At 73.1% G+C, this 20161-nt stretch carries 21 protein-coding genes and 1 riboswitch; of the genes, 6 read left to right on the top strand and 15 right to left on the bottom strand.

The genetic code is table 11. The annotated features are described in order from the left end of the window. Positions 1-11: 11 nt before the first annotated feature. Positions 12-1181: an NAD(P)/FAD-dependent oxidoreductase gene (locus HD596_RS31875; protein WP_185072952.1), complete on the bottom strand. Its 1170-nt coding sequence runs from the start codon at positions 1179-1181 to the stop codon at positions 12-14. Between the two features lie 53 nt (positions 1182-1234). After that, positions 1235-1352, top strand: a riboswitch (TPP riboswitch). Here HD596_RS31875 and thiO point away from each other — a divergent pair. The 4 genes from thiO to pknB all read left to right on the top strand — a co-directional run bounded on the left by thiO (position 1342) and on the right by pknB (position 5494). After that, on the top strand, positions 1342-2457 hold the full coding sequence (thiO, locus tag HD596_RS31870) for a glycine oxidase ThiO (protein ID WP_185072951.1): 1116 nt from the start codon (positions 1342-1344) through the stop codon (positions 2455-2457). It overlaps the preceding riboswitch by 11 nt. After that, complete coding sequence (gene thiS / locus HD596_RS31865; RefSeq protein WP_185072950.1) at positions 2454-2654, top strand: sulfur carrier protein ThiS; 201 nt, start codon at positions 2454-2456, stop codon at positions 2652-2654. The genes thiO and thiS overlap by 4 nt, the downstream gene beginning before the upstream one ends. Then, entirely contained in the window at positions 2647-3402 is a 756-nt protein-coding gene (locus HD596_RS31860; RefSeq protein ID WP_185072949.1) for a thiazole synthase, read from the top strand. The genes thiS and HD596_RS31860 overlap by 8 nt, the downstream gene beginning before the upstream one ends. A gap of 187 nt (positions 3403-3589) precedes the next feature. Then, positions 3590-5494: a Stk1 family PASTA domain-containing Ser/Thr kinase gene (gene pknB, locus HD596_RS31855; RefSeq protein WP_313045286.1), complete on the top strand. Its 1905-nt coding sequence runs from the start codon at positions 3590-3592 to the stop codon at positions 5492-5494. Between the two features lie 201 nt (positions 5495-5695). Here the strand turns inward: pknB and alc are convergent, their stop codons facing one another. The 3 genes from alc to HD596_RS31840 are packed head-to-tail and all read right to left on the bottom strand — an operon-like array spanning position 5696 to position 9108. Beyond that, positions 5696-6646 carry an allantoicase gene (alc, locus tag HD596_RS31850; protein ID WP_185072948.1) on the bottom strand — a complete coding sequence of 317 codons (951 nt, stop codon included), beginning with the start codon at positions 6644-6646 and terminating at the stop codon, positions 5696-5698. A gap of 2 nt (positions 6647-6648) precedes the next feature. Continuing rightward, complete coding sequence (gene allB / locus HD596_RS31845; RefSeq protein WP_185072947.1) at positions 6649-7953, bottom strand: allantoinase AllB; 1305 nt, start codon at positions 7951-7953, stop codon at positions 6649-6651. Beyond that, entirely contained in the window at positions 7954-9108 is a 1155-nt protein-coding gene (locus tag HD596_RS31840) for a glycerate kinase (protein ID WP_185072946.1), read from the bottom strand. 197 nt (positions 9109-9305) lie between these two features. Between HD596_RS31840 and ppk2 the strand changes: the two genes are divergently transcribed. Beyond that, the gene (gene ppk2 / locus HD596_RS31835; protein WP_185072945.1) at positions 9306-10259 is read left to right on the top strand and encodes a polyphosphate kinase 2; all 954 of its coding nucleotides are present in this window, start codon (positions 9306-9308) and stop codon (positions 10257-10259) included. 56 nt (positions 10260-10315) lie between these two features. Here ppk2 and HD596_RS31830 read toward each other — a convergent pair whose 3' ends face one another. The 7 genes from HD596_RS31830 to uraD are packed head-to-tail and all read right to left on the bottom strand — an operon-like array spanning position 10316 to position 14966. Further along, positions 10316-10528 carry an EF-hand domain-containing protein gene (locus HD596_RS31830; protein ID WP_185072944.1) on the bottom strand — a complete coding sequence of 71 codons (213 nt, stop codon included), beginning with the start codon at positions 10526-10528 and terminating at the stop codon, positions 10316-10318. A 48-nt stretch (positions 10529-10576) separates the two neighbouring features. Then, positions 10577-11962, bottom strand: a complete 1386-nt coding sequence (locus HD596_RS31825; RefSeq protein WP_185072943.1) for an 8-oxoguanine deaminase — start codon at positions 11960-11962, stop codon at positions 10577-10579. Then, entirely contained in the window at positions 11959-12432 is a 474-nt protein-coding gene (locus HD596_RS31820) for a (2Fe-2S)-binding protein (RefSeq protein WP_185072942.1), read from the bottom strand. Before HD596_RS31820 ends, HD596_RS31825 begins: the two co-directional genes overlap by 4 nt. Next, entirely contained in the window at positions 12432-13292 is an 861-nt protein-coding gene (locus tag HD596_RS31815) for an FAD binding domain-containing protein (protein WP_185072941.1), read from the bottom strand. Before HD596_RS31815 ends, HD596_RS31820 begins: the two co-directional genes overlap by 1 nt. Position 13293: 1 nt before the next feature. After that, a complete protein-coding gene (gene pucL, locus HD596_RS31810) occupies positions 13294-14169 on the bottom strand; it encodes a factor-independent urate hydroxylase (protein WP_185072940.1) in 876 nt (291 codons plus the stop codon). Beyond that, positions 14170-14469, bottom strand: coding sequence for a hydroxyisourate hydrolase (uraH, locus tag HD596_RS31805; RefSeq protein ID WP_185072939.1), 300 nt, complete (start codon positions 14467-14469; stop codon positions 14170-14172). It lies immediately after the preceding gene. After that, positions 14466-14966, bottom strand: coding sequence for a 2-oxo-4-hydroxy-4-carboxy-5-ureidoimidazoline decarboxylase (gene uraD / locus HD596_RS31800; protein WP_185072938.1), 501 nt, complete (start codon positions 14964-14966; stop codon positions 14466-14468). Before uraD ends, uraH begins: the two co-directional genes overlap by 4 nt. A 165-nt stretch (positions 14967-15131) precedes the next feature. Between uraD and HD596_RS31795 the strand changes: the two genes are divergently transcribed. Continuing rightward, the gene (locus HD596_RS31795; protein ID WP_185072937.1) at positions 15132-15971 is read left to right on the top strand and encodes a deoxyribonuclease IV; all 840 of its coding nucleotides are present in this window, start codon (positions 15132-15134) and stop codon (positions 15969-15971) included. Positions 15972-16310: 339 nt separating this feature from the next. On the opposite strand, the gene HD596_RS31790 is transcribed toward HD596_RS31795, so the two are convergent. From HD596_RS31790 to HD596_RS31775, 4 genes are all read right to left on the bottom strand, one after another. Beyond that, positions 16311-17801: a sodium:solute symporter family transporter gene (locus HD596_RS31790; protein ID WP_185072936.1), complete on the bottom strand. Its 1491-nt coding sequence runs from the start codon at positions 17799-17801 to the stop codon at positions 16311-16313. A 69-nt stretch (positions 17802-17870) separates the two neighbouring features. Continuing rightward, a complete protein-coding gene (locus tag HD596_RS31785; protein WP_185072935.1) occupies positions 17871-18164 on the bottom strand; it encodes a hypothetical protein in 294 nt (97 codons plus the stop codon). Beyond that, positions 18161-18901 (bottom strand): LytR/AlgR family response regulator transcription factor, encoded by a 741-nt coding sequence (locus HD596_RS31780; protein WP_185072934.1) that lies wholly within the window; start codon positions 18899-18901, stop codon positions 18161-18163. The genes HD596_RS31785 and HD596_RS31780 overlap by 4 nt, the downstream gene beginning before the upstream one ends. A gap of 66 nt (positions 18902-18967) precedes the next feature. Beyond that, on the bottom strand, positions 18968-20125 hold the full coding sequence (locus tag HD596_RS31775) for a sensor histidine kinase (protein ID WP_313045281.1): 1158 nt from the start codon (positions 20123-20125) through the stop codon (positions 18968-18970). Between the last annotated feature and the right edge of the window lie 36 nt (positions 20126-20161).

Raw genomic sequence — 20161 nt, 5'->3', positions numbered from 1 at the left:
GCCGTGCTTGCTCAAACAACACAATCCCGTAGAGAAACTTCTGGATCTACCAGGCGTTCCGCGTCGAGACGGTGTCCCGCGTCGATGATTCTGCGCCCCTGGACGAGGTCCCGCGGCCGGTCCACGGCGAGCACCGCGGCGAGGACGTCGTCGGCCGTGAGCCAGACGGCCGACCACTTGCCCTCCGGCTCGCCCCGGTAGATCAGGCGCTCCCCTGCCAAATGATGACCGGCATATTGCACCATATGCCCGAACTGCTCCGACCAGAAGTACGGAACGGGATCGTACGCGACGTCATCGCCCAGCAGGCTCGCGGCGGCCACCTCGGGGGCGTTGAGCGCGGTGTCCCAGTGCTCGACCCTGAGCCTGGTCTGCCAGCGGCGCGACCACCAGGCGGCGCAGTCGCCGACGGCGACCGTGTTGGGGAGGGAGGCGCGCAGGTGTTCGTCCACGACCACGCCGTTGTGGAGGTCGATGTCGGCGCCGGTGAGCCATTCGACCGCCGGGCGCACGCCGATGCCCGTGACCACCACGTGGGCGTCCACGAACTCGCCGCCCACCAGCCGCACGCCGCCCTCGTCCACGGAGTCGACCATGGTGTCGAGCCGCAGGTCGATGCCGTCGTACCAGCGCTCGGTACGGGCTCCGATCTCGGCGCCGACGGCCGTCGCGAGCGGCGCCGGGCCGGCCTCGATCACGGTCACCGCGCACCCGGCGCGGCGGGCGGCGGTGGCCACCTCCGCGCCGATCCAGCCGGCGCCGATGATCACGACGCGGGCGCCGGGGACGAGCATCGCCCTGAGCTCGTGGGCGTCGTCGAGCGTGCGCAGCACGTGTTGCGGGCCGTCGCCGGGCAGCCTGATCGGCTCGGCGCCGGTGGCGATGACCAGCCCGTCGTAGCGGAGCTCGCCCTCGGTGGTCTCCACGACCCCCTCGCGCAGCGCCTTGGCGCTGACCCCCGGCTGGAACTCCACGTCGAGCGCGGTCAGGTCGGTGTCCACGTAACTGGTGTCGGCGTCGCCGAACAGCACCGCCTTCGACAGGGGTGGACGGTCGTAGGGGCGATGCCGCTCCTCCCCGACCAGCGTGATCCGCCCGCCGAACCCCCGTCCGCGCAGGGCCTCCACGGTGCGCACTCCGGCCAGGCCCGCTCCCACCACCACGACTTCGTTCACGTTCATGACCCTAACGTGGGCCGGTGTCCGCGCGTCGCAGCGAGGCCGTAGGCTGGGGGCGTAAGACGCGCGGGAGTCCGGCCGTGACCGGGCTGAGAGGAAGGCTGCCATCGGGCCTTCGACCGCAAGACACCTGATCCGGATCATGCCGGCGAAGGGAGCGCGGATGGATGTGATCGTGGGCGGCGGGGTCGTCGGCCTGTCCCTGGCCTGGCGGCTGGCCCGCGAAGGGCGGCCCGTCACCCTGGTGGACCCGGCCCCCGCCTCGGGGGCCTCCCACGCGGCGGCGGGGATGCTGGCGCCGGTCAGCGAGGTCACCTACACGGAGGTGCCACTGCTGCGGCTCGGCGTGGCGTCGCTGCGCCGCTGGCCCGCCTTCGCCGCCGAGCTGGCCGCCGACGCGGGGCTGCCCGGGCCCGAGGCCCTGGACCTGCGCTCCGAGGGGACGCTCGACGTGGCGTTCGCGGCGGACGACCTGGCCGCGCTGGACGAGCTGGCCGCGTACCTGGAGAGGCTGGAGCTGCCCGTCCAGCGGCTGACCGGCCGCGAGTGCCGCCGGCTGGAGCCCATGCTGGCCCCCTCGGTGCGGGGCGGGCTGCTGGCCGCCGGCGACTCCTGGGTGGACCCGCGCCGCGTGACGGCGGCGCTGCTGGCCGCGCTCGACCGGCGGGGAGTCCAGCTCGTACGGGCGCGCGCCGGCGAGCTGCTGCGCGACGGCGGCCAGGTCACAGGGGTACGCCTGGAGCCGCCCGGCGGCGACGGCCGGCCGGCCGAGCTGCGGGCGGAGCGGGTGATCCTGGCGGCCGGGGCGTGGAGCGCCGGGCTGGCCGAGGTGCCGGTCCGGCCGGTCAAGGGGCAGATCATGCGCTTGCGTTCCCCGCAGCCGCTGCTCACCCGGTGCGTCCGCGGCACCGTGCACGGCACGCCGGTCTACCTCGTCCCCCGAGGCGACGGCGAGCTGGTGGTCGGGGCCACACAGGAGGAGATGGGCTTCGACACCAGGGTGACCGCGGGCGGGCTCTACGAGCTGCTGCGCGACGCCAGGGAGCTGGTGCCGGGCGTCACCGAGCTGGAGGTCTCCGAGGTGGTGGCCGGGCTGCGGCCGGGCACGCCGGACAACCTGCCGCTCATCGGCCCGAGCGGCACCCCGGGGCTGGCGCTGGCCACCGGTCACCATCGGGGCGGCGTGCTCCTGGCGCCGCTCACGGCGGACATCCTGCTGGGCGAAGAGGGCGAGCTCGCGGCAATGTGCTCGCCCGGAAGGTTTCGGGATATTTCATGATTGTGATGATCAACGGGGCCTCGCACGAGGTGGCCGACGGCATGACCGTGGCGCAGGCCGTACGCACATTGACCACGGCCACCACCGGGGTGGCCGTGGCCGTCAACGACGAGGTGGTCACGCGGAGCTCGTGGGAGACGACGGCGCTCAGCGACCGTGACCGGGTGGAGGTTCTGACGGCGGTGCAAGGTGGATGATCTGATCATCGCCGGGGAGAGCTTCTCCTCCCGGCTCATCATGGGCACCGGCGGAGCGCCCTCGCTGGAGGTGCTCGACCAGGCGCTGGCCGCGTCCGGCACCGAGCTGACCACGGTGGCGATCCGGCGGCTCGACCCGAGCGCCCGCGGCTCGGTCCTCGACGTGCTGCGCAAGCGGGACATCAAGGTGCTCCCCAACACGGCGGGCTGCTTCACGGCGGGCGAGGCCGTGCTGACGGCACGGCTGGCCAGGGAGGCCCTCGGCACGAACTGGATCAAGGTCGAGGTCATCGCCGACGAGCGGACCCTGCTGCCCGACCCGATCGAGACGTTCGACGCGGCCGAGCGACTGGTGGCCGACGGGTTCGTGGTGCTGCCGTACATCGGGGACGACCCCGCGCTGGCCCGGCGGCTGGAGCAGGCGGGCTGCTCGGCCGTCATGCCGCTGGGCGGGCCGATCGGCTCGGGCCTCGGCATCCGCAACCCGCACAGCATCGAGCTGATCGTGGAGGCCGTGTCCGTGCCGGTGGTGCTCGACGCGGGCATCGGCACGGCCAGCGACGCCGCGCTGGCGATGGAGCTGGGCTGCGCCGCCGTGATGCTGGCCACGGCGGTCACCAGGGCGCAGCGGCCCGAGCTCATGGCGGTCGCCATGAAGCAGGCCGTGGAGGCGGGACGGCTGGCGCGGCTGGCGGGCCGCATCCCGCGCCGGCGCTACGCCGAGGCCTCCTCGCCGATGACCCCCTGACGCGAGCGCCGGGCAGGACCCGGGTGCCGGGCCGGGCCCGAGAGCCGGTGACTCCCGGGCCCGGGTGCCGGTGACTCGCTGACCCCAGTGACGCGTGGGGAGCTGGGACGTTCCAACGGGAACGTCTCAGCATCGGTTTCGGGCGGCGAGGCCCTCCCAGTGGCAAAACGCCCGTAAACTCAGCGGGGTGGATACGACGACTGCGGACCCCCTGGTCGGGCGGCTCCTCGATGGGCGCTATCGCATCGAGAGCCGGATCGCCCGGGGCGGTATGGCGACCGTCTACCTCGCGCTGGACGTCCGCCTGGACCGGACGGTGGCGCTGAAGGTCATGCACCGCTCGCTGGCCGAGGACCCGTCGTTCGTGCGCAGGTTCATCGGCGAGGCCAAGTCGGTTGCCCGCCTCTCCCATCCCAACGTGGTGCACGTCTTCGACCAGGGCACCGACAACGACGTCGTCTACCTGTCGATGGAGTACGTGCCCGGCAAGACGCTGCGCGACATCCTGCGCGAGCGCGGCAGGCTCCCCGCCCGCGAGGCGCTCGAGATCATGATCCCGGTGCTCGCCGCCCTCGGCGCGGCCCACCAGGCCGGGATGGTCCACCGCGACGTGAAGCCGGAAAACGTCCTGATGACCGACGACGGCCGGGTCAAGGTCGTCGACTTCGGCCTGGCCCGGGCCATCGAGGCCACCAACCAGACCCGCACCGGCGTGATGATCGGCACGATCGGCTACATGGCGCCCGAGCAGGTCACCACCGGCGCCGCCGACGTGCGCAGCGACGTCTACGCCGCGGGCATCATGCTGTTCGAGCTGGTCACCGGGCAGCAGCCGTACGACGGCGCGACGCCCATGTCGGTCGCCTACCGGCACGTCCACGACACCGTGCCCGCCCCGTCGTCGCTCGTCCCCGACGTGCCGCCGCTGATCGACACGCTGGTGGCCCAGGCGACGGCCCGCGAGCCGGACCAGCGCCCCGCCGACGCGACCGCGATGCTCGTGGCCGCCGTCGACGCGCACCGGATGCTGCCGCGCCTGACCACCCCGCCGGCCCCCCACGCCCAGACGCAGGTCTTCAACGCCTCCGGCGCCACCTCGATGCCCCAGCCCGCCCCCGCCCACACCATGATCCAGCCGCGGACGGAGGTGCCGCCGTCGCGGCGGCGGGCGGGGTTCAAGCCCAACTGGTTCCTGGTGGTGCTCGCCGGGGTGATGGTGGTCGCGGTCGGGCTGACCGGCTGGTACTTCGCGCAGCCCGAGATGGTCACCGTCCCCGACCTGGTCGGCAAGAACCTGGCGCTGGCCAAGAGCAGCGCCGCCGCGGCCGGTTTCAAGGTCCAGGAGGCCGACGGCGTCAACAGCGAGAAGATGGCCGCGGGCCTGGTCCTCAGCACCGAGCCGGCGGCCACCACCGAGGTGGAGAAGGGCACCACGATCACGCTGGTGCCCTCGCTCGGGCCCAAGCGCGTCATCGTGCCCAACACCGAGGGCATGACCGGCGACCAGGCCCGGGCCAAGATCGCCGACGCCGGGCTGACCGTGGGCGTCGTCAAGCGGCTGGCCAACCAGGAGGTCGAGCGCGACAAGGTCATCCGCACCTCGCCACAGGTCGGCGAGAAGGTGCGGGAGGGCGCCAAGATCGACATCTACGTCAGCGCCGGCCTGGTGATGCCCGACGTCAACAGCATGCCCAAGGACGAGGCCGCCCAGTATCTCGGCGGGCTGGGCTTCCAGGTGCAGGTCAACGAGGTGGACGACGACGCCGAGCCGTGCACGGTCATCGCGCAGACGCCCAAGGCGAAGTCCGAGGTGGACAAGGGCGCGCCGGTCATGGTGACGGTGGCGCGGTGCCAGACGGACTTCTGGGACTGGCTCAACGGCGACAGGGACGACGAGGCCCGCGACGACCAGCAGTTCGCCCTGGTGCCTGCGGTGATCGGCAAGGAGGTCAAGGACGCCAAGGCCGAGTTGGAGGCCCTGGGGTTCAAGGTGGCGGTGCGGCGGCTGGGCAACCGCGGAGTGGTGCAGTTCCAGCGGCCGTTGCCGAACAGCGAGCGGCCGCAGGGGAGCACGGTCGTCCTCTGGCAGTGAGGCCCCCGCGGGCGGTGATCGGCGCGACGCCCTCTCCGCCCTCCCCGACGTCAGCGCCGCCCCTGGGTCGGGGTTGCGGTCCCTTCGGGAGACGAGGACGATCGCACGCCGCCGAAAGCCCCGCCGGTGGGGAGGGGCTGCCGCTGCGCGGACGGTGAAGCGGTGATCGGCGCGACGCCGCGCGGGCCGGGCGTGGGGTGGTCAGGGGGTGGTGAGGTGGCCGTGGAGGCGGACGCGGGCGAGGCCGCCGTCCGGGTAGATGTCCACCCGTACGTGCGTGACCGGTTCCGGGTGGGCGAGGCGGAAGCGGTGCGGGGTGTCGGGCTGCAGGCGGGTCCGCGGGAGCAGCTCCACCTCCCGGTCGCCGTCCAGGCCGGTCAGCGAGACCGCGCCCGGCGCGTTGAACAGCAGGTTCGTGGTGTCGATCTCGGCCAGCCTGATCACCCCGCGCCCGGCCAGCCGGATGACGAGCCAGTCGTTCCCGTCGCCGCGGCGGCGGGCGGTCTCCCAGCCCTCCGCCTGGTGGCGGGCCAGGCCGGGGGCGATGGCGTTGTTGGGGGCCGAGTAGAACTCGTTGGAGCAGGCGGTGACCAGGGCGCCGTTCGCGAGCGCGGCCAGGTCGAGGCCGAGCCCGTCGTACACGGACAGGTCGGGCCGGGCCTCCCCGTGCACCCGGAGGCGGGCGACGCCGCCGTCGGGGAAGATGTTCAGCCGTACGTGGGTGAACCGGCGCTCGTCGGTGACGGCGAAGTGGTGCTCGCTGTCGCCCGTGAGCTCGGCCCGGGGCACGATCTCCGTCCACGCGGCGGCCTCGAGGTCGGCCGGGGAGGGGTGGCCCTCGACCGAGGCCGCCTCGACGCAGGCGTGGGGCGGGTAGTTGCCCTTGAACCAGGCCGTGTCGATCACCACGCCGCGGATCACGCCGGGGACGCCGAGCCGTACCAGGGCCCAGTCGTGGCCGGGCGAGCGGCGCCGCCGGGTCTCCCACCCGTCGTAGACCTGCCCCTTGTTCCCGAACGTCTCGGCCTGGAAGCCGGGCCGGCCCGGCCGGATCAGGCTCTCCTTCTCCGCGAACGACTCGTCGCTGGCCGCCACGACCGAGCCGCCGAGCGTGCGCAGGGCGAGGTCCGGCAGGGTGCTGAAGCCTGGCAAATCTACTGCTCTCCCAACAGGAATCGTCCGTGCGGCACGTCGTCCACGGGCCGCCCGCGCAGCCACGTGGTCAGTACGGCGCCCTTGAGCACGCGGCCGTGGTACGGGGTGACCGGGTTCTTGTGGTGCAGGCGCGCGGCGTCCACGGGGTTGTCCGCGGCCGGGTCAAATGCCACCAGATCAGCATCATTACCCGGCTTTATCCCGCCTTTTCCAGAAATGGCGGCCATCGCCGCCGGATTGGCCGACATCCAGCGCACCACGTCCCCCAGCCCGTACCCCCTCCGCGACGCCTCCGTCCAGACCGCGGGCAGCCCGAGCTGGAGCGAGGCGATGCCGCCCCAGGCGGCGGCGAAGTCGGGCACCTTGAGGTCGGCGGGCGAGGGCGAGTGGTCGGACACGACGCAGCTCAGCACCCCCCTGGCCAGCCCGTCCCACAGCAGGTCGCGGTTGGCCTCGGAGCGGATGGGCGGGCAGCACTTGTACGCGGTCGCCCCCTCGGGCACCTGCTCGGCCGCCAGCGTCAGGTAGTGGGGGCACGTCTCCGCCGTGACCGCCACCCCCTCGGCCTGCGCCGGCTCCAGCACCTCCAGGCAGGAGGCGCTGGAGACGTGCAGGATGTGCACCCGGGCGCCTGCCTGCGCCGCGAGCCGCACCACCCGCTCGACGGCGCTGCGCTCCGACTCCCCCGGCCGCGACTCCAGGAACTCCCGGTACGTCGGCCCGCCCGGCTCCCCGAGCAGCGCCGGGTCCTCGGCGTGCACCACCATCACCCCGCCGACCGCGGCCACCTCGGCCAGCGCCTCCCGCAGCTCGGAGTCGCCGAGCGGCGGGAACTCCTCCACCCCCGACGGCGACATGAAGCACTTGAACCCGTAGACCCCGCGCTCGCGCAGGGGCGCGAGGTCCTTGACGTTGCCCGGCACGGCCCCGCCCCAGAAGCCCACGTCCACGTGGCACTGCCCCTCGGCGGCCCGCAGCTTGGCCTCGAAGGCGGCCACGTTCACGGTGGGCGGCAGGGAGTTGAGCGGCATGTCGAGGATCGTGGTGACGCCTCCGGCGGCGGCCGCCCTGGTCGCCGAGGCGAACCCCTCCCAGTGCGTCCGCCCCGGCTCGTTGACGTGCACGTGGGTGTCGACCAGGCCGGGGAGCAGGGCCAGGTCGCGCAGGTCGATGTCCTCGGCGGCGTCGAGCGGGGCGGCGTAGTCGTACAGGCCCGCGATCTTCTCGCCCCGCACGGCCACCGCCGCCGCCCGCTCCCCCTCGGGGGTGACGGTACGGCGGGATCGGATCACCAGATCGATCATCTACTCCCCTTGGAGATGGACGGCGGCCAGCCGCGCGGCCAGCCGTTCGAGCAGGGGCCCGGCCTCGGCCATGCAGCGCTCGGGGTCAGGTTCGAGGTCGGTGAGGGCGTAGGCGGCCTCGATGCCGGCGGCCCGCAGCTCGTCGTCGGTGAGCGTGCGGCGCCCGCAGACGGCCACCACGGGGACGCCCGCCTCGGCCGCGGCCCGCGCCACCCCGACGGGCGCCTTGCCGCGCAGGGACTGCTCGTCCAGCGACCCCTCGCCCGTGATCACCAGCCGCGCGTCCTTGACCAGCTCGCCGAACCCGAGCAGGTCGAGCAGGTAGCCGATGCCGGGCCGGATCTCGGCGTGCAGGAACGCCAGCGCGGCGAAGCCCACCCCGCCGGCCGCCCCCGCTCCGGGCGCGCCCGCCACGCCCATCGCGCGCGGCGTGTCGTCGTGCTCGACGGCGCCCATCAGCCCGTGGGTGGCAGTGGCGACGGCGGCCAGCCGGGCCAGGCCGGCCTCCAGCGTCCTGACGTCGTCCGGGGTGGCGCCCTTCTGGGGCCCGTAGACGGCAGCGGCGCCGTGCGGGCCGAGGAGCGGGTTGTCCACGTCGCTGGCCACCACGAACTCCACGCCGGAGACGTCCACGAACCCCGACAGGTCGATCCGGGCGAGCCCCTTCAGCGCGGCCCCGCCCCGGGGGAGGTCCTCGCCGTCGGCGTCCAGCAGGCGCGCGCCGAGCGCCTGCGCCATGCCCGCTCCCCCGTCGGTGCAGGCGCTCCCGCCCAGCCCCAGGACCACGCGCTTGGCGCCCCTGCGCACGGCGTCCGCGATCAGCTCGCCCGTGCCGTGGCTGGTGGCGGTCAGCGGCTCGTGCCCGCCGGGGAGGCGGCGCAGCCCCGACGCCTCCGCCAGCTCCACCACCGCCGTCGCGCCGGTGTCCTGCCAGGCGTACGAGGCGGAGATCCGCTCGCCGGTGGGCCCGGTGACCTCGATCGTGACCCGGCTGAACCCGCCGGCCACGGCCGCGTCCACGGTGCCGTCGCCGCCGTCGGCCACCGGCAGCTCCACCGTGGGCACGCCGAGCCCGGCCGAGACCCGGGCGGCCACCTCGGCCGCCGTCAGCGACCCCTTGAACTTGTCGGGGGCGACCAGAACCTGCTGAACCACTACGAACCCCTACAGGATGGTGAACAATGTTCTGACACGCCTTCCTGCCCGGTGCGAGCGGGCAGGAAGGCGTGACTCATCATCCTGACATCGGTGTCTCCAAGGAACCACACCGGTGCACCGCTGGTGACGCTGTACGTCATTCACCTGATCGCCCCGAACCGTTCCCCTGATGGCTCGGTGGGTACGGGAGGCTGATGCGAGGCGAAGACGACGAGGCGGTGGGCGTGAAGCGGATTGCCGTTCCGGAGGCGGAGCAGGTTCGCCTGCTGGATTCGACACCGGGCCTGATCGTGGACGACAGCGACGATGACGACCCTGTGCTGCTGCAGCCTGACGGCAGCCGGGTCGACACCTGGCGCGAGCACTATCCGTATGCCGAGCGGATGGAGCGGCAGGAGTACGACCGCGTCAAGCGGCTGCTGCAGATCGAGCTGCTCAAGCTGCAGTACTGGGTCAAGGCGAACGGGGAGCGGCTGGTCATCCTGTTCGAGGGCCGGGACGCGGCCGGCAAGGGCGGCACCATCAAGCGTTTCATGGAGCATCTCAACCCCCGCGGCGCCACGGTGGTCGCGCTGGAGAAGCCGTCGGAGCGCGAGCGCACCCAGTGGTACTTCCAGCGCTACATCGCCCACCTGCCCGCCGCCGGGGAGATCGTCCTGTTCGACCGCTCCTGGTACAACCGGGCCGGGGTCGAGCGCGTGATGGGCTTCTGCACCAAGGACCAGTGCCGCGAGTTCATGCAGCAGGCGCCACAGTTCGAGCAGGCCCTGGTACGCGACGGCATCCATCTGATCAAGCTCTGGTTCTCGGTGACGCGATCCGAGCAGCGCACCCGCTTCATCATCCGCCAGGTCGACCCCGTGAGGCAGTGGAAGCTGTCGCCGATGGACCTGGCCTCGCTCGACAAGTGGGACGACTACACCGTCGCCAAGGAGGAGATGTTCCTCCACACCGACATCGCCGAGGCGCCCTGGACGGTCATCAAGAGCAACGACAAGAAGCGCGGCCGGGTGGAGGCCATGCGCCACGTGCTGAGCCTGTTCGACTACGACAACAAGGACGAGGAGGTGGTCGGCACCCCGGACCCGCTCATCGTCCGGTCGGCCGCCGACATCTTCGAGGAGGACCACACCGGCCCGCCGGCCTGACCGGGGGGCGGCGCGGCCGGCTGTCCGGCGCGGCCGCGCCAGGTGGCCCGGGAAGGTCAGGAGACCGTGCGGATGAACTCCTCCAGCGAGTAGCGGCCGTCCTGGTCGGAGTCGGCGGCCTGGCTCATCGCCCCCAGCGCCTCCGCCGGGAGGCCCGGGAAGTGCCGCTTCAGCTCGGCCTCGCTGATGTAGCCGTCGCCGTCGGTGTCGATCGACGCGAAAGTGCTCTTGAGCTGCGCCAGCCGCTCGTCGGGGAGTTCCTCGGGCACGGGACCGCCTTCCTGCTCGTTCGGGACGTTCCCACCCTAGTCTCCCGGTCAATGGTGGAGCTCCTTGGCCGCGGTGAGGCCGCGTTCGTCCGCCAGCCGCATCAGCCGGCGGTGGGCCTCGGCGCCCGCGCGCCCGGCGGCGTCCTGGGGGACGGTCCGCAGCTCGCCGTCCTCGACCACGACCCGGCCGCCGACCAGCACCCGCGCCAGCGGCGGCGGGGGGCCGAAGACGAGCGCGCAGACCGGGTCGGCCACCGCCGAGGTGAAGGGGCCGTCGACGCGCCACAGGGCCAGGTCGGCCAGCTTGCCGGGTTCGAGGGTGCCGAGCTCGTTCTCGCGGCCGAGGTTGCGGGCCCCGCCGAGCGTGGCGATCTCGAGGGCCTGGCGGGCCGTGAGCGCCTGGGGGCCGTACCTGGCGCGCTGGAACAGCAGGGCCTGCCGCAGCTCCCCCACGAGCGGCGTCAGCTCGGAGGAGGCGCTGCCGTCCACGCCGAGGCCCACGTTCGCGCCGCGGCGCAGCATCTCGGAGACGCGGGCGATGCCGGCGCCGAGCCGGCCGTTCGAGGAGGGGCAGTGCGCCGAGCCCGTGCCGGTGGCGGCGAGCTTGCCGATGTCGTCGTCGCTCAGGTGCACGGAGTGCGCGAACCACACGTCGGGCCCCAGCCAGCCCAGCTTCTCCATGTAGTCCACGGGCCGCAGCCCGAACTGGGCCAGGCAGTGCTCGTCCTCGTCGGAGGTCTCGGCGACGTGCGTGTGCAGGCGTACGCCCTTGGCCCTGGCCAGGGCGGCGGACTGGGTCATCAGCTCGGCGCTGGAGGAGAACGGCGAGCACGGCGCGACCGCGATCCGCAACATCGAGGAGAAGGACGGGTCGTGGTAGGCGTCCACGGCCTCCGACGTGGCGGCCAGGATCTCCTCCAGCTCCTCGACCACGACGTCCGGCGGCAGGCCGCCCTGCGACTCGCCCCGGTCCATCGAGCCGCGGGCGGGATGGAAGCGGATGCCCACCTCGCGGGCGGCCTCGATCTCGGCCGCGAACAGGTCGCCCCTGCCCTTGGGGAAGATGTAGTGGTGGTCGCTGGAGGTGGTGCAGCCCGACAGCGCCAGCCAGCCGAGGCCCGCCGTGGCCGCGCCGTTGACCACTTCGGCGTCCATGGCGGCCCACACCTGGTAGAGCGCGACCAGCCACTCGAACAGCGTCGCGTCCTGGGCCAGGCCCTGCGAGGCCCACTGGTAGAGGTGGTGGTGGGTGTTGACCAGGCCGGGGGTGGCCAGGCAGCCGGTGCCGTCGATCCTGTTCGAGTCGCCGGCCGCGGCGGGCGCGGGGCCGGGGCCGAGCTCCGCGATCCGGTCCCCCTCGATCCTGATATATCCGGATTTGATCTCGGGGCCGGCGACCGGGGCGATGTGGACGTTCTCGATGAGCAGGCTCACTCGGCGGCCGCCTTCCGCGAAGCCGCCAGCCGTACGGCTTCGATGATCTTCTCGTAGCCCGTGCACCGGCACAGGTTCCCGGCCAGCGCCTCCCTGATCTCCGCGTCGGAGGGCCGCTCCACCCGCGCGATCAGGTCGTGCGCCTGCACCAGCAGCCCCGGCGTGCAGAACCCGCACTGCACGGCCCCGCACTCCACGAACGCCTCCTGGACCGGATCCAGCCGGTCCCCCTCGGCCAGCCCCTCGACGGTGCGCACCTGGCGCCCCTCGGCCTGCCCGGCGGCGACCAGGCAGGCGCAGACCGGCACGCCGTCAAGATAGACCGTGCAGGAGCCGCATTCGCCCTGCTCGCAGGCGTTCTTGGAGCCGGGGAGCCCGACGCGCTCGCGCAGCACGTACAGGAGGCTCTCGCCTTCCCAGACGTCGTCGGCGATCTCTTCCCGGCCGTTGACGGTGAAGGTGACGCGCATCAGGCGGCCCTCTTTCCCAGATGGTCGTTCCAGGCCCAGGCCAGCGTGCGGCGGGCCATCACGCCGATGGCGTGCACCCGGTAGGCGGCCTTGCCCCGTACGTCGTCGATCGGCGCCGCGGCCGCCGCGCACAGCTCGCCGAATCGCCTGGTCAGCGCCGGATCGAGCGGCGCCGTCCAGTCCAGCTCGCGGGCCAGCAGCTCCTCCGCCTCCAGCGCCCGGCGCGGCGTGGGCGCCGCGGAGCCGATCCCCGTGCCGACCCGCCGCTCGCCGGGATGCAGCGCGATCGCGAACGAGCACACCGCGATCACCATGGCGTTGCGCGTGCCGACCTTGGAGAAGTATTGGGGCCCGGTCGCGGGCCTGACGTGGACGGCCCTGATCAGCTCGTCCGGCTCCAGCGCGCTGCGCTTGACCCCCAGGTAGAACTCGTCCGCCGGGATCATCCTGACGCCGCGCTCGCGCGACTCCGCCTCGACCACCGCCCCGGCCGCCAGCAGCGGCGGGTGGCTGTCGCCGGCGGGCGAGGCCGCGCCGAGGTTGCCGCCGACGGAGCCGCGGTTGCGGATCTGCGGCGAACCGACCGTTCGCGCGGCCTGGGCGAGCCCCGGCAGCGGCCCGGCCAGCTCCTCGATGATCCGCGCGTACGGCACCGCGGCCCCCACCCGGCACATGCCGCCCACCATGGCCCACTCCCGCAGCTCGGCCACCTGGTTGAGGTCGAGCAGGGCCGCGGGCCTGCGCACGTCCATGTTGATCTCCACCATGACGTCGGTGCCGCCCTGGATGGGCACCGCGTCGGGCCGGTCCGCCTTGGCGGCCAGCGCCTCGTCCCACGTCGTGGGTCGCAAGAAGTCCATGTCAGCTACTCGTCTCCTGCTCCCAGGCGAATCCGGCGCCGGGTGCGTCATCCCGCAGCACGCTGCCCTCGATCAGGCCGTAAGGGCGGTCGGCGGCGTGGAAGACCTCGTTGTCGTTGTCCAGGCCGAACGGCGACAGGTCCACGGCGAAGTGGTGCCTGTTCGGCATCGCGAGCCGGATCTCGCAGATCTCGGGACAGGTGTTCAGGGCGCGCTCGCCCATGGCGTAGAGGGTCTGCTGGAGCGACAGGCTGTGGGTGTCCGCGAACGCGTCCAGCAGGCACTGCCGCACCTGCTCGTACGACTTGCCGTACGCGGGCGTGTCCCCCGCGTGCCGCCAGCGCGCCGCGACGGCGGTGGCCAGGACGCGGTCGGTGGTGGGCGGCAGCGTGGTGTACTCGTCCACGATGTAGCCGTGGAACTCCGAGCCGGTCGTGTTCATCAGCACGAGGTCCTTGAGCCCGGACACCACGGTGGAGCGGCCGTCCCGGTCGCAGTGGACGACGCACGTGCGCACCTCGCCGCCGTCGCGGACGAACGAGTGCGGCCCGCGGCGGGTCCACGCGTACTCGTCGATCTCGACCCTGGCGTGGTGGACGGTCGGCTGCGTGTCCACGAAGTGCCTGGCCAGCAGGAGGGCGAACTCCTCGATCTGGCCGACGCCGTGCTTCTTCGCCAGCGCGTACGCGGTGTTCTTCTGCGTGTCGGTGGGCAGGACGGCGGCGTTGTCGCCGGTCAGGTGGACGGCCTCCATGTCTCCGGAGAGGGAGGTGCTGACGTTGAGGTCCTTGACGTGGTGGACGGGGCCGTCCTTGACCACGCGGACGAGCCTGGTCTCCGCCTTGCCGTAGCGGTTGGGTCCGAGCCTGATGGACATCTAGCTCCCTCGGTAGGTGGAGTAGGCGTACGGGCTGAGCAGCAGGGGCACGTGGTAGTGCCGTTCGGGGTCGGCGACCGTGAAGGTGACGACGACCTCGGGGTAGAACGTCTCCTCCAGGTAGGCCCCGGTGTCGAAGACGACCCGGTGGACGCCGGCGCCCGGGTTCCAGCCCTTGATGCGCCCGTCGTCGTCGGTGCGCCCCTCGGCCACCACCCGGCCCTCGTGCTCCAGGCGGACGTGGACGCCCCGCGCGGGCAGCCCGGTGACCGCGTTCAGCACGTGCGTCGAGAAGCTCATGTCCCCTCCTTCATGAGCTTGCGCAGCCGCAGCGCGGTGATCGCGGCCAGCTCGCCCCGCACGGCCGCCCGCTCGCTCTCCTCGTCGTTGCCCAGCCGCTCGCGCAGCCTGGCCAGCAGCTCGGTCCCGGTGAGCCCGGTGGCGCAGACCAGGTAGACGTGCCCGAACCGGTCCTCGTACGCCTTGTTGCCCGCGGCCAGCGCCGCGCGCACCTCGTCCTCGACCCCTGACTGCTCCTGGCGCGACCACGACGCCTCCCTGCCGTCGCCCGCCGCCCGCTCCCCGATCCTCGGGTGCGCCCGCAGCGCCTCCAGCACGTCGTCCCACCGCAGGTCCCGGACGGCCGCCTCGGCGGTCGCGGCGAGCTCGTCGAGATCGTCGTACGGCCGCAGCGCCGCCACCTTGGCGGCGAAGGCGCGCGAGGCGCAGCAGGTCAGCAGCTCCTCCTCGGCGCCGGCCGGGGGCCTGGCGTTGAAGTCGCTCAGCGTGTCGGGCATGTCAGAAGTACACACACCCGCTTCGTGCCCGGTCCATCCACGAGAACTCCCAACCGGCCGCCCCCGCGGTCAGGACTTTTCGTGTCATCGTCCAACCGGCGGCCCGACGCGCCCGGTCCGCGCCGCGCCGGGATGTCGGGGCGTACGCCTACACTGAGACCCATCATGACCCCAACATCCCTGATCGGCGGGCACGTGCTCGTCGCGGGCGGCCTCGCGACGGGCGGCCTGAAATACATGGCCGAGATCGGCGCCGAGATGATCCAGGTCTTCGTGACCAACCCGCGCGCCTGGGCGCTCGCCGAGGGCAAGCCCGAGGAGGACGCCAAGCTGGCCGAGTCCGGCGTCGAGGCGTTCGTCCACGTGCCCTATCTCGCCAACTTCGGCTCGCCCAGCCCGGAGACCCTGGCCAACTCCATCGCCCTGGTGCGCCACACGCTGCGGCGCGGCGCCGAGATCGGCGCCAAGGGGGTCGTGGTGCACACGGGCTCGGCGGTCACCCAGTCGCGTGACGACGCGCTGCGCCAGGTGCGGGAGAATCTGCTGCCGCTGCTGGAGGAGATCCCCGACGGCGGGCCCGACCTGCTGCTGGAGCCGATGGCGGGGCAGGGCGCCATGCTCTGCGCCACCGTCCAGGACATCGAGCCCTACCTGGCCGCGCTCGACTGGCATCCGCGCGCCGGCATCTGCCTCGACACCTGCCACGCCTTCGCCGCCGGCCACGACCTCGCGGCGCCGGGCGGGGTGAAGGAGACGTTCGACGCCCTGCACGAGATCGCCCCCGGGCGGCTCAAGCTGATCCACGCCAACGACTCCAAGGACGTGTGCGGCGCCAAGAAGGACCGGCACGAGAACATCGGGGCCGGCCACATCGGCGCGCAGCCGTTCGCCGAGCTCCTGCGCCACCCGGCCGTGGCGGGGGTGCCGATCTGCATCGAGACGCCGGGCAAGGCGCCCAAGCACGCCGAGGACATCGCCCTGCTGAAGAAGCTGCGCGACTCCTGACCCGGCCGCCTCGTCGTGAAAGGGGCGCCTGCTCGCGCGATCCGGCCGCCCCCGAAGGGCCGAATCGCGGGGCCGGCTGAGGGCCTCAGCAGGCGCCCCTTCACGTGACCGGCGTGGCGGGCCCCACCCCCGGATGGGGGCCCGGCAGCCGTGGTGACCTGCGCGGTCACCGGTGAAGCCGGCGCATCAGGCCTGTTGTGAGCCCCCCGGCTCGTCCCCCCCGATGCGCCGGAGTGGCTTTCCGTTGCCGAAACACTACGGTCGCGATCTTGCGGGCGATACCCTGTTTTCGGACAGCTCGTTGAACGGTCCGTAGTCATCGCTATACGGAGAGTGGTGTTACGATGAGCGGTCGCCGTGCTGCGACGAGCGGTAGTCCCCCGGGCCCGCGAGGTGCTCCGGCAGGTGCATCCTGGCCATCATCCGCCCCACCCCGCGCGGCAACCGACCCGGTGTGACCAGGGAAATCATCACCATCGCGGCAAACGCGACCGGCACCGCCACCGGCGCGGGGTTGGACGTGAGCACGCCCATTTTCACGCCCGCCTGCTCCTCGACCACCAGCACCGCCGTCACGCCCCCGCCGAGCGCGAACCCGGCCGCCACCCCCGCGTCCGTCAGCCGCCGCCACCAGATCCCGAGCACCAGCAGCGGGCAGAGCGTGGCCGCCGAGAGGCTGAAGCCGAGCAGGACGAGCGCCACCGACACCTGCGGCCCGGTGAGCGCCGTCAGGGCGAGCGCGGCCAGCGCCACCAGGCACACGGCCGCGCGGAAGGCGCGGACCCCGGCCCGGGCCAGGCACGCCGACACCGCTCCCCCGACCGCCACCAGCACGCCCGTCGTGGTGGCCAGGAAGGCGGCGAAGGCCCCGGCGGCCAGCGCCCCGGTGAGCGCGTCGCCCACGGGTCCTGGGAGCAGCCTGGCGGGCAGCAGGAGCACGATCTCGTCCGGGGGGCCATGGTGCGGGTGCCCGTGCCCCATGAGCCCGTACAGCGGCGGCACGACGCAGAACACCGCCAGCATGACCTGCGTCGCCACGATCGACCGCCTGGCCTCGCGCCCGTCGCTGTTGGTGTAGACCCGGACGATCACGTGCGGCAGCCCCATCGTGCCCAGCGCGCAGGCCACCAGCACGGTCAGCACGCCGGGCAGCGACGGGTCGCCCACCCCCGCCAGCCCCGGCTCGGCGGCCCGGTACGCCCCCTGGAACCAGGTGACGGACCGCGCCCCCGCCGCCCACCAGCACACCGCCCCCACCCCGGCGAACACGGCCAGCTTCAGCCAGAACTGCGCCGCCTGCACGCTCGTCACGCTCCCCAGCCCGCCCGCGCAGGCCACGACCAGCGCCGCCGAGGCGATGGCCGCCCACCCGAGCCACGGCGGGAGCCCGGTCAGCAGCCGCACCACCGCCCCGGCCGCGTGGAGCTGCGCGACCATGAACGCCAGCCCGATCACCAGGACGAGGAACGTGGCGGGGCGCCGCAGCCTGACCGATCTCAGCCGCCACTCGGCGAAGTCGGCCAGCGTGTACGTCCCCGAGCGCCGCAAGGGGGCGACGACCAGGGCGAGGATGACGACGAACCCGGCCGTGGCCCCCAGCGGGTACCACACCATCGGCCCGCCCCGGGTGGCGATGAGCCCGGCCAGGCCCAGGCAGGCCGCGCCCGAGGTGACCTCGGAGGCGATGGCGGCGCCGTTCCACCACGGCGGAACGGCCCTGGCCGCCACGTGGAAGTCCGAGACGCCGCTGGCGCGGCGCGGTCGCGCGGAGCCCACCATGACGCCCAGAACCAGCACGAAGGCGATCCCGGTCAGCACCGCGACGGTCATCTCGCCGCCCGCCCCAGCCGCAGCCCGCTCATCTCTCCAGCCGCCCCGCCCGCCCCAGCCGCAGCCCGTTCACCTTTCCAGCCGCTCCGCGCGCCTCAGCTGCAGCACGGCCAGCACGACCCAGGCCCCCTGCACGGCCAGCGAGAGCGCGAACCAGGCCCAGGGAGCGGGCACCCACACGGCGATCACCGGGACGCCCGCCAGCAGCGCGGCCACGGCGCCCACGGTCAGCAGCGCCTGCCGTAACTGCCGCCCCACGATCGCCGGCACGTCGGGCCCGCCGTCGTCGGGGTCGAACCGGTCGCGGGAGCGCCCGAGCGCGACCGGCCTGCGGGAGACGATCACCCGCCGCTCCGCCGTCATGAGAACACGCCCCGGTGGTGGCGTACGAGCTGCTCGCGCACCTGCCGGCTGTGCCGCCTGCTGACCTGCAGCGTCTCGGTGCCGACGGTGAGCGTCACCCGCCCGCCCTCGAAGCGCAGCTCGCTGACGTGCCGCCCGGAGACCAGCGTGCTGCGGTGGATGCGGATGAACCCGGCGTCCGACCAGCGCCGCTCCAGCGCGGCCAGCGACATGCGCACGAGGTAGCTGCCGTCGGCGGTGTGCAGCCGCACGTAGTCGCCCTTGGCCTCGGCGAACCAGACCGCCTGCTGCGGCACGAACCGGGTGCGCCCGCCCAGCTCGACGGGGATCACCTCGTCCTGGCCGGGCTCGGGCGCGGGCAGGGAGGTGGCCTCCAGCCGGCGCACGGCCTCGGCCAGGCGCTCGGCCCTGACCGGCTTGAGCAGGTAGTCGACGGCCTCCAGCTCGAACGCCTGCACCGCGCACTCCTCGTGCGCCGTCACGAACACCAGCCGGGGCGGGCTGGGGAAGCCGCCGACCAGCCGGGCCAGGTCGAGCCCGTCGAGCCCGGGCATCCGGATGTCGAGGAACACCCCGTCGAGCCGCTCGCCCCCGCCGATCATCTGCACCATGTCCTGCAGCGCCGTGACGCCGTCGGCGGCGGTCGCGACGTGCTCGATCCGTTCGTCCTGGCGCAGCAGGTAAGCGAGCTCCTCCAGAGCGGGCACCTCGTCGTCGACGGCCAGGACTCTCAGCATGTCCTCCACGCTGCCGTATGAAAGCAAAGGTCACAAGCGACACGCCAGCCCACCGTAATGAATTGACTACAATGAGCAAACTGTCGTCTTGGGCACCCGCAGCCTCACCTTGGTGCCCGCGCCCAGCGCCGTCTCCACGACGAGCCCGTAGCCGTCGCCGTAGATCTGGCGCATCCGCAGGTCCACGTTGGCCAGCCCGATGCCGCTGCCCTCGCGGGCCGGGTCCTCGTCGAGCATCCGCCGCGCGCACTCCGGGTCCATGCCCGCGCCGTCGTCCTCGACCGTGATGTGCGCCTCCGGGCCCGCGTCGCGCACCACGACCCGCACCTCGCCGGTGCCGCCCCGGCCGCGCATGCCGTGCTTGATGGCGTTCTCGACCAGCGGCTGCAGGCACAGGAACGGCACGGGCACGGGCAGCACCTCGGGCGCCACCTGCATGCTGAAGCGCAGCTTGTCGCCGAATCTGGCACGTTCCAGCAGGAGATAGCGGTCGACGCAGGTCAGCTCGTCGGCCAGGGTCGTGAAGTCGTGCGCCCGGCGCAGCGCGTAGCGGGAGAAGTCGGCGAAGTCGAGCAGGAGCTCGCGGGCGCGCTTGGGGTTCGTCCGGACGAACGAGGCGATCGTCGTGAGCGCGTTGTAGACGAAGTGGGGCGAGATCTGCGCCCGCAGCGCGCGCATCTCCGCCTCCAGCGCGCGCTGCCGCGAGGCGTCCAGGTCGGCGAGCTCCAGCTGGCCCGACACCCAGCGGGCCACCTCCGTGACGGTGCGCACGAGGGCGGCGCTCACCTCGTCGTCGAAGGCCGCCAGCGTGCCCACGACCGTGCCGTCCACGGTCAGCGGCACCACGACCGCGCCGTGCGGCTCGCCCGCGAACACCTGGGCCCGCCCCGCCGCCAGGGTGGCCCGGGCGTAGGTGAGCACGTCGTCGGTGCACGGCCCCTCCCAGGCCAGCGCGGCCTCGGTCGAGGTGATCGCGACGGCCTGGGTGCCCAGCAGCGTGCGCAGGTGCCGTACGGCCCTGCGGGCGGAGTCGCGGTTGAGCCCGGTCCGCAGGGCGGGCGCGGCCATCGCGGCGATGTGCAGCGTGGTGAACGTCGCCTCGTCCGATCTACGGCCCTCCGGCAGCGCCAGGAGGCGCCACCGGGCACGGGCGAGCCCGTAGCCGGCGACGAAGGCCAACGAGGCCAGGGAAGAGGACAGCGCCACGCACGCGGTGGTCAGCACGGGGAAAACCGTAGCCAAAACAGAGCGTGTCCGGGG

The sequence above is a fragment of the Nonomuraea jabiensis genome (assembly GCF_014204795.1).
Taxonomy (GTDB): Bacteria; Actinomycetota; Actinomycetes; order Streptosporangiales; family Streptosporangiaceae; genus Nonomuraea; species Nonomuraea jabiensis.
Note: the sequence above shows the minus strand (reverse complement) of the source record. Positions and strands in the feature narration are given on the sequence as shown.

What these genes read in the sequence shown, in the direction of transcription:
- HD596_RS31875 (WP_185072952.1), bottom strand. Translation starts at nt 1,181, where the DNA reads ATGAACGTGAACGAAGTCGTGGTGGTGGGAGCGGGCCTGGCCGGAGTG.
- thiO (WP_185072951.1), top strand. Translation starts at nt 1,342, where the DNA reads ATGGATGTGATCGTGGGCGGCGGGGTCGTCGGCCTGTCCCTGGCCTGG.
- thiS (WP_185072950.1), top strand. Translation starts at nt 2,454, where the DNA reads ATGATTGTGATGATCAACGGGGCCTCGCACGAGGTGGCCGACGGCATG.
- allB (WP_185072947.1), bottom strand. Translation starts at nt 7,953, where the DNA reads ATGATCGATCTGGTGATCCGATCCCGCCGTACCGTCACCCCCGAGGGG.
- ppk2 (WP_185072945.1), top strand. Translation starts at nt 9,306, where the DNA reads ATGCGAGGCGAAGACGACGAGGCGGTGGGCGTGAAGCGGATTGCCGTT.
- HD596_RS31820 (WP_185072942.1), bottom strand. Translation starts at nt 12,432, where the DNA reads ATGCGCGTCACCTTCACCGTCAACGGCCGGGAAGAGATCGCCGACGAC.
- HD596_RS31815 (WP_185072941.1), bottom strand. Translation starts at nt 13,292, where the DNA reads ATGGACTTCTTGCGACCCACGACGTGGGACGAGGCGCTGGCCGCCAAG.
- pucL (WP_185072940.1), bottom strand. Translation starts at nt 14,169, where the DNA reads ATGTCCATCAGGCTCGGACCCAACCGCTACGGCAAGGCGGAGACCAGG.
- uraH (WP_185072939.1), bottom strand. Translation starts at nt 14,469, where the DNA reads ATGAGCTTCTCGACGCACGTGCTGAACGCGGTCACCGGGCTGCCCGCG.
- uraD (WP_185072938.1), bottom strand. Translation starts at nt 14,966, where the DNA reads ATGCCCGACACGCTGAGCGACTTCAACGCCAGGCCCCCGGCCGGCGCC.
- HD596_RS31795 (WP_185072937.1), top strand. Translation starts at nt 15,132, where the DNA reads ATGACCCCAACATCCCTGATCGGCGGGCACGTGCTCGTCGCGGGCGGC.
- HD596_RS31790 (WP_185072936.1), bottom strand. Translation starts at nt 17,801, where the DNA reads ATGACCGTCGCGGTGCTGACCGGGATCGCCTTCGTGCTGGTTCTGGGC.
- HD596_RS31785 (WP_185072935.1), bottom strand. Translation starts at nt 18,164, where the DNA reads ATGACGGCGGAGCGGCGGGTGATCGTCTCCCGCAGGCCGGTCGCGCTC.
- HD596_RS31780 (WP_185072934.1), bottom strand. Translation starts at nt 18,901, where the DNA reads ATGCTGAGAGTCCTGGCCGTCGACGACGAGGTGCCCGCTCTGGAGGAG.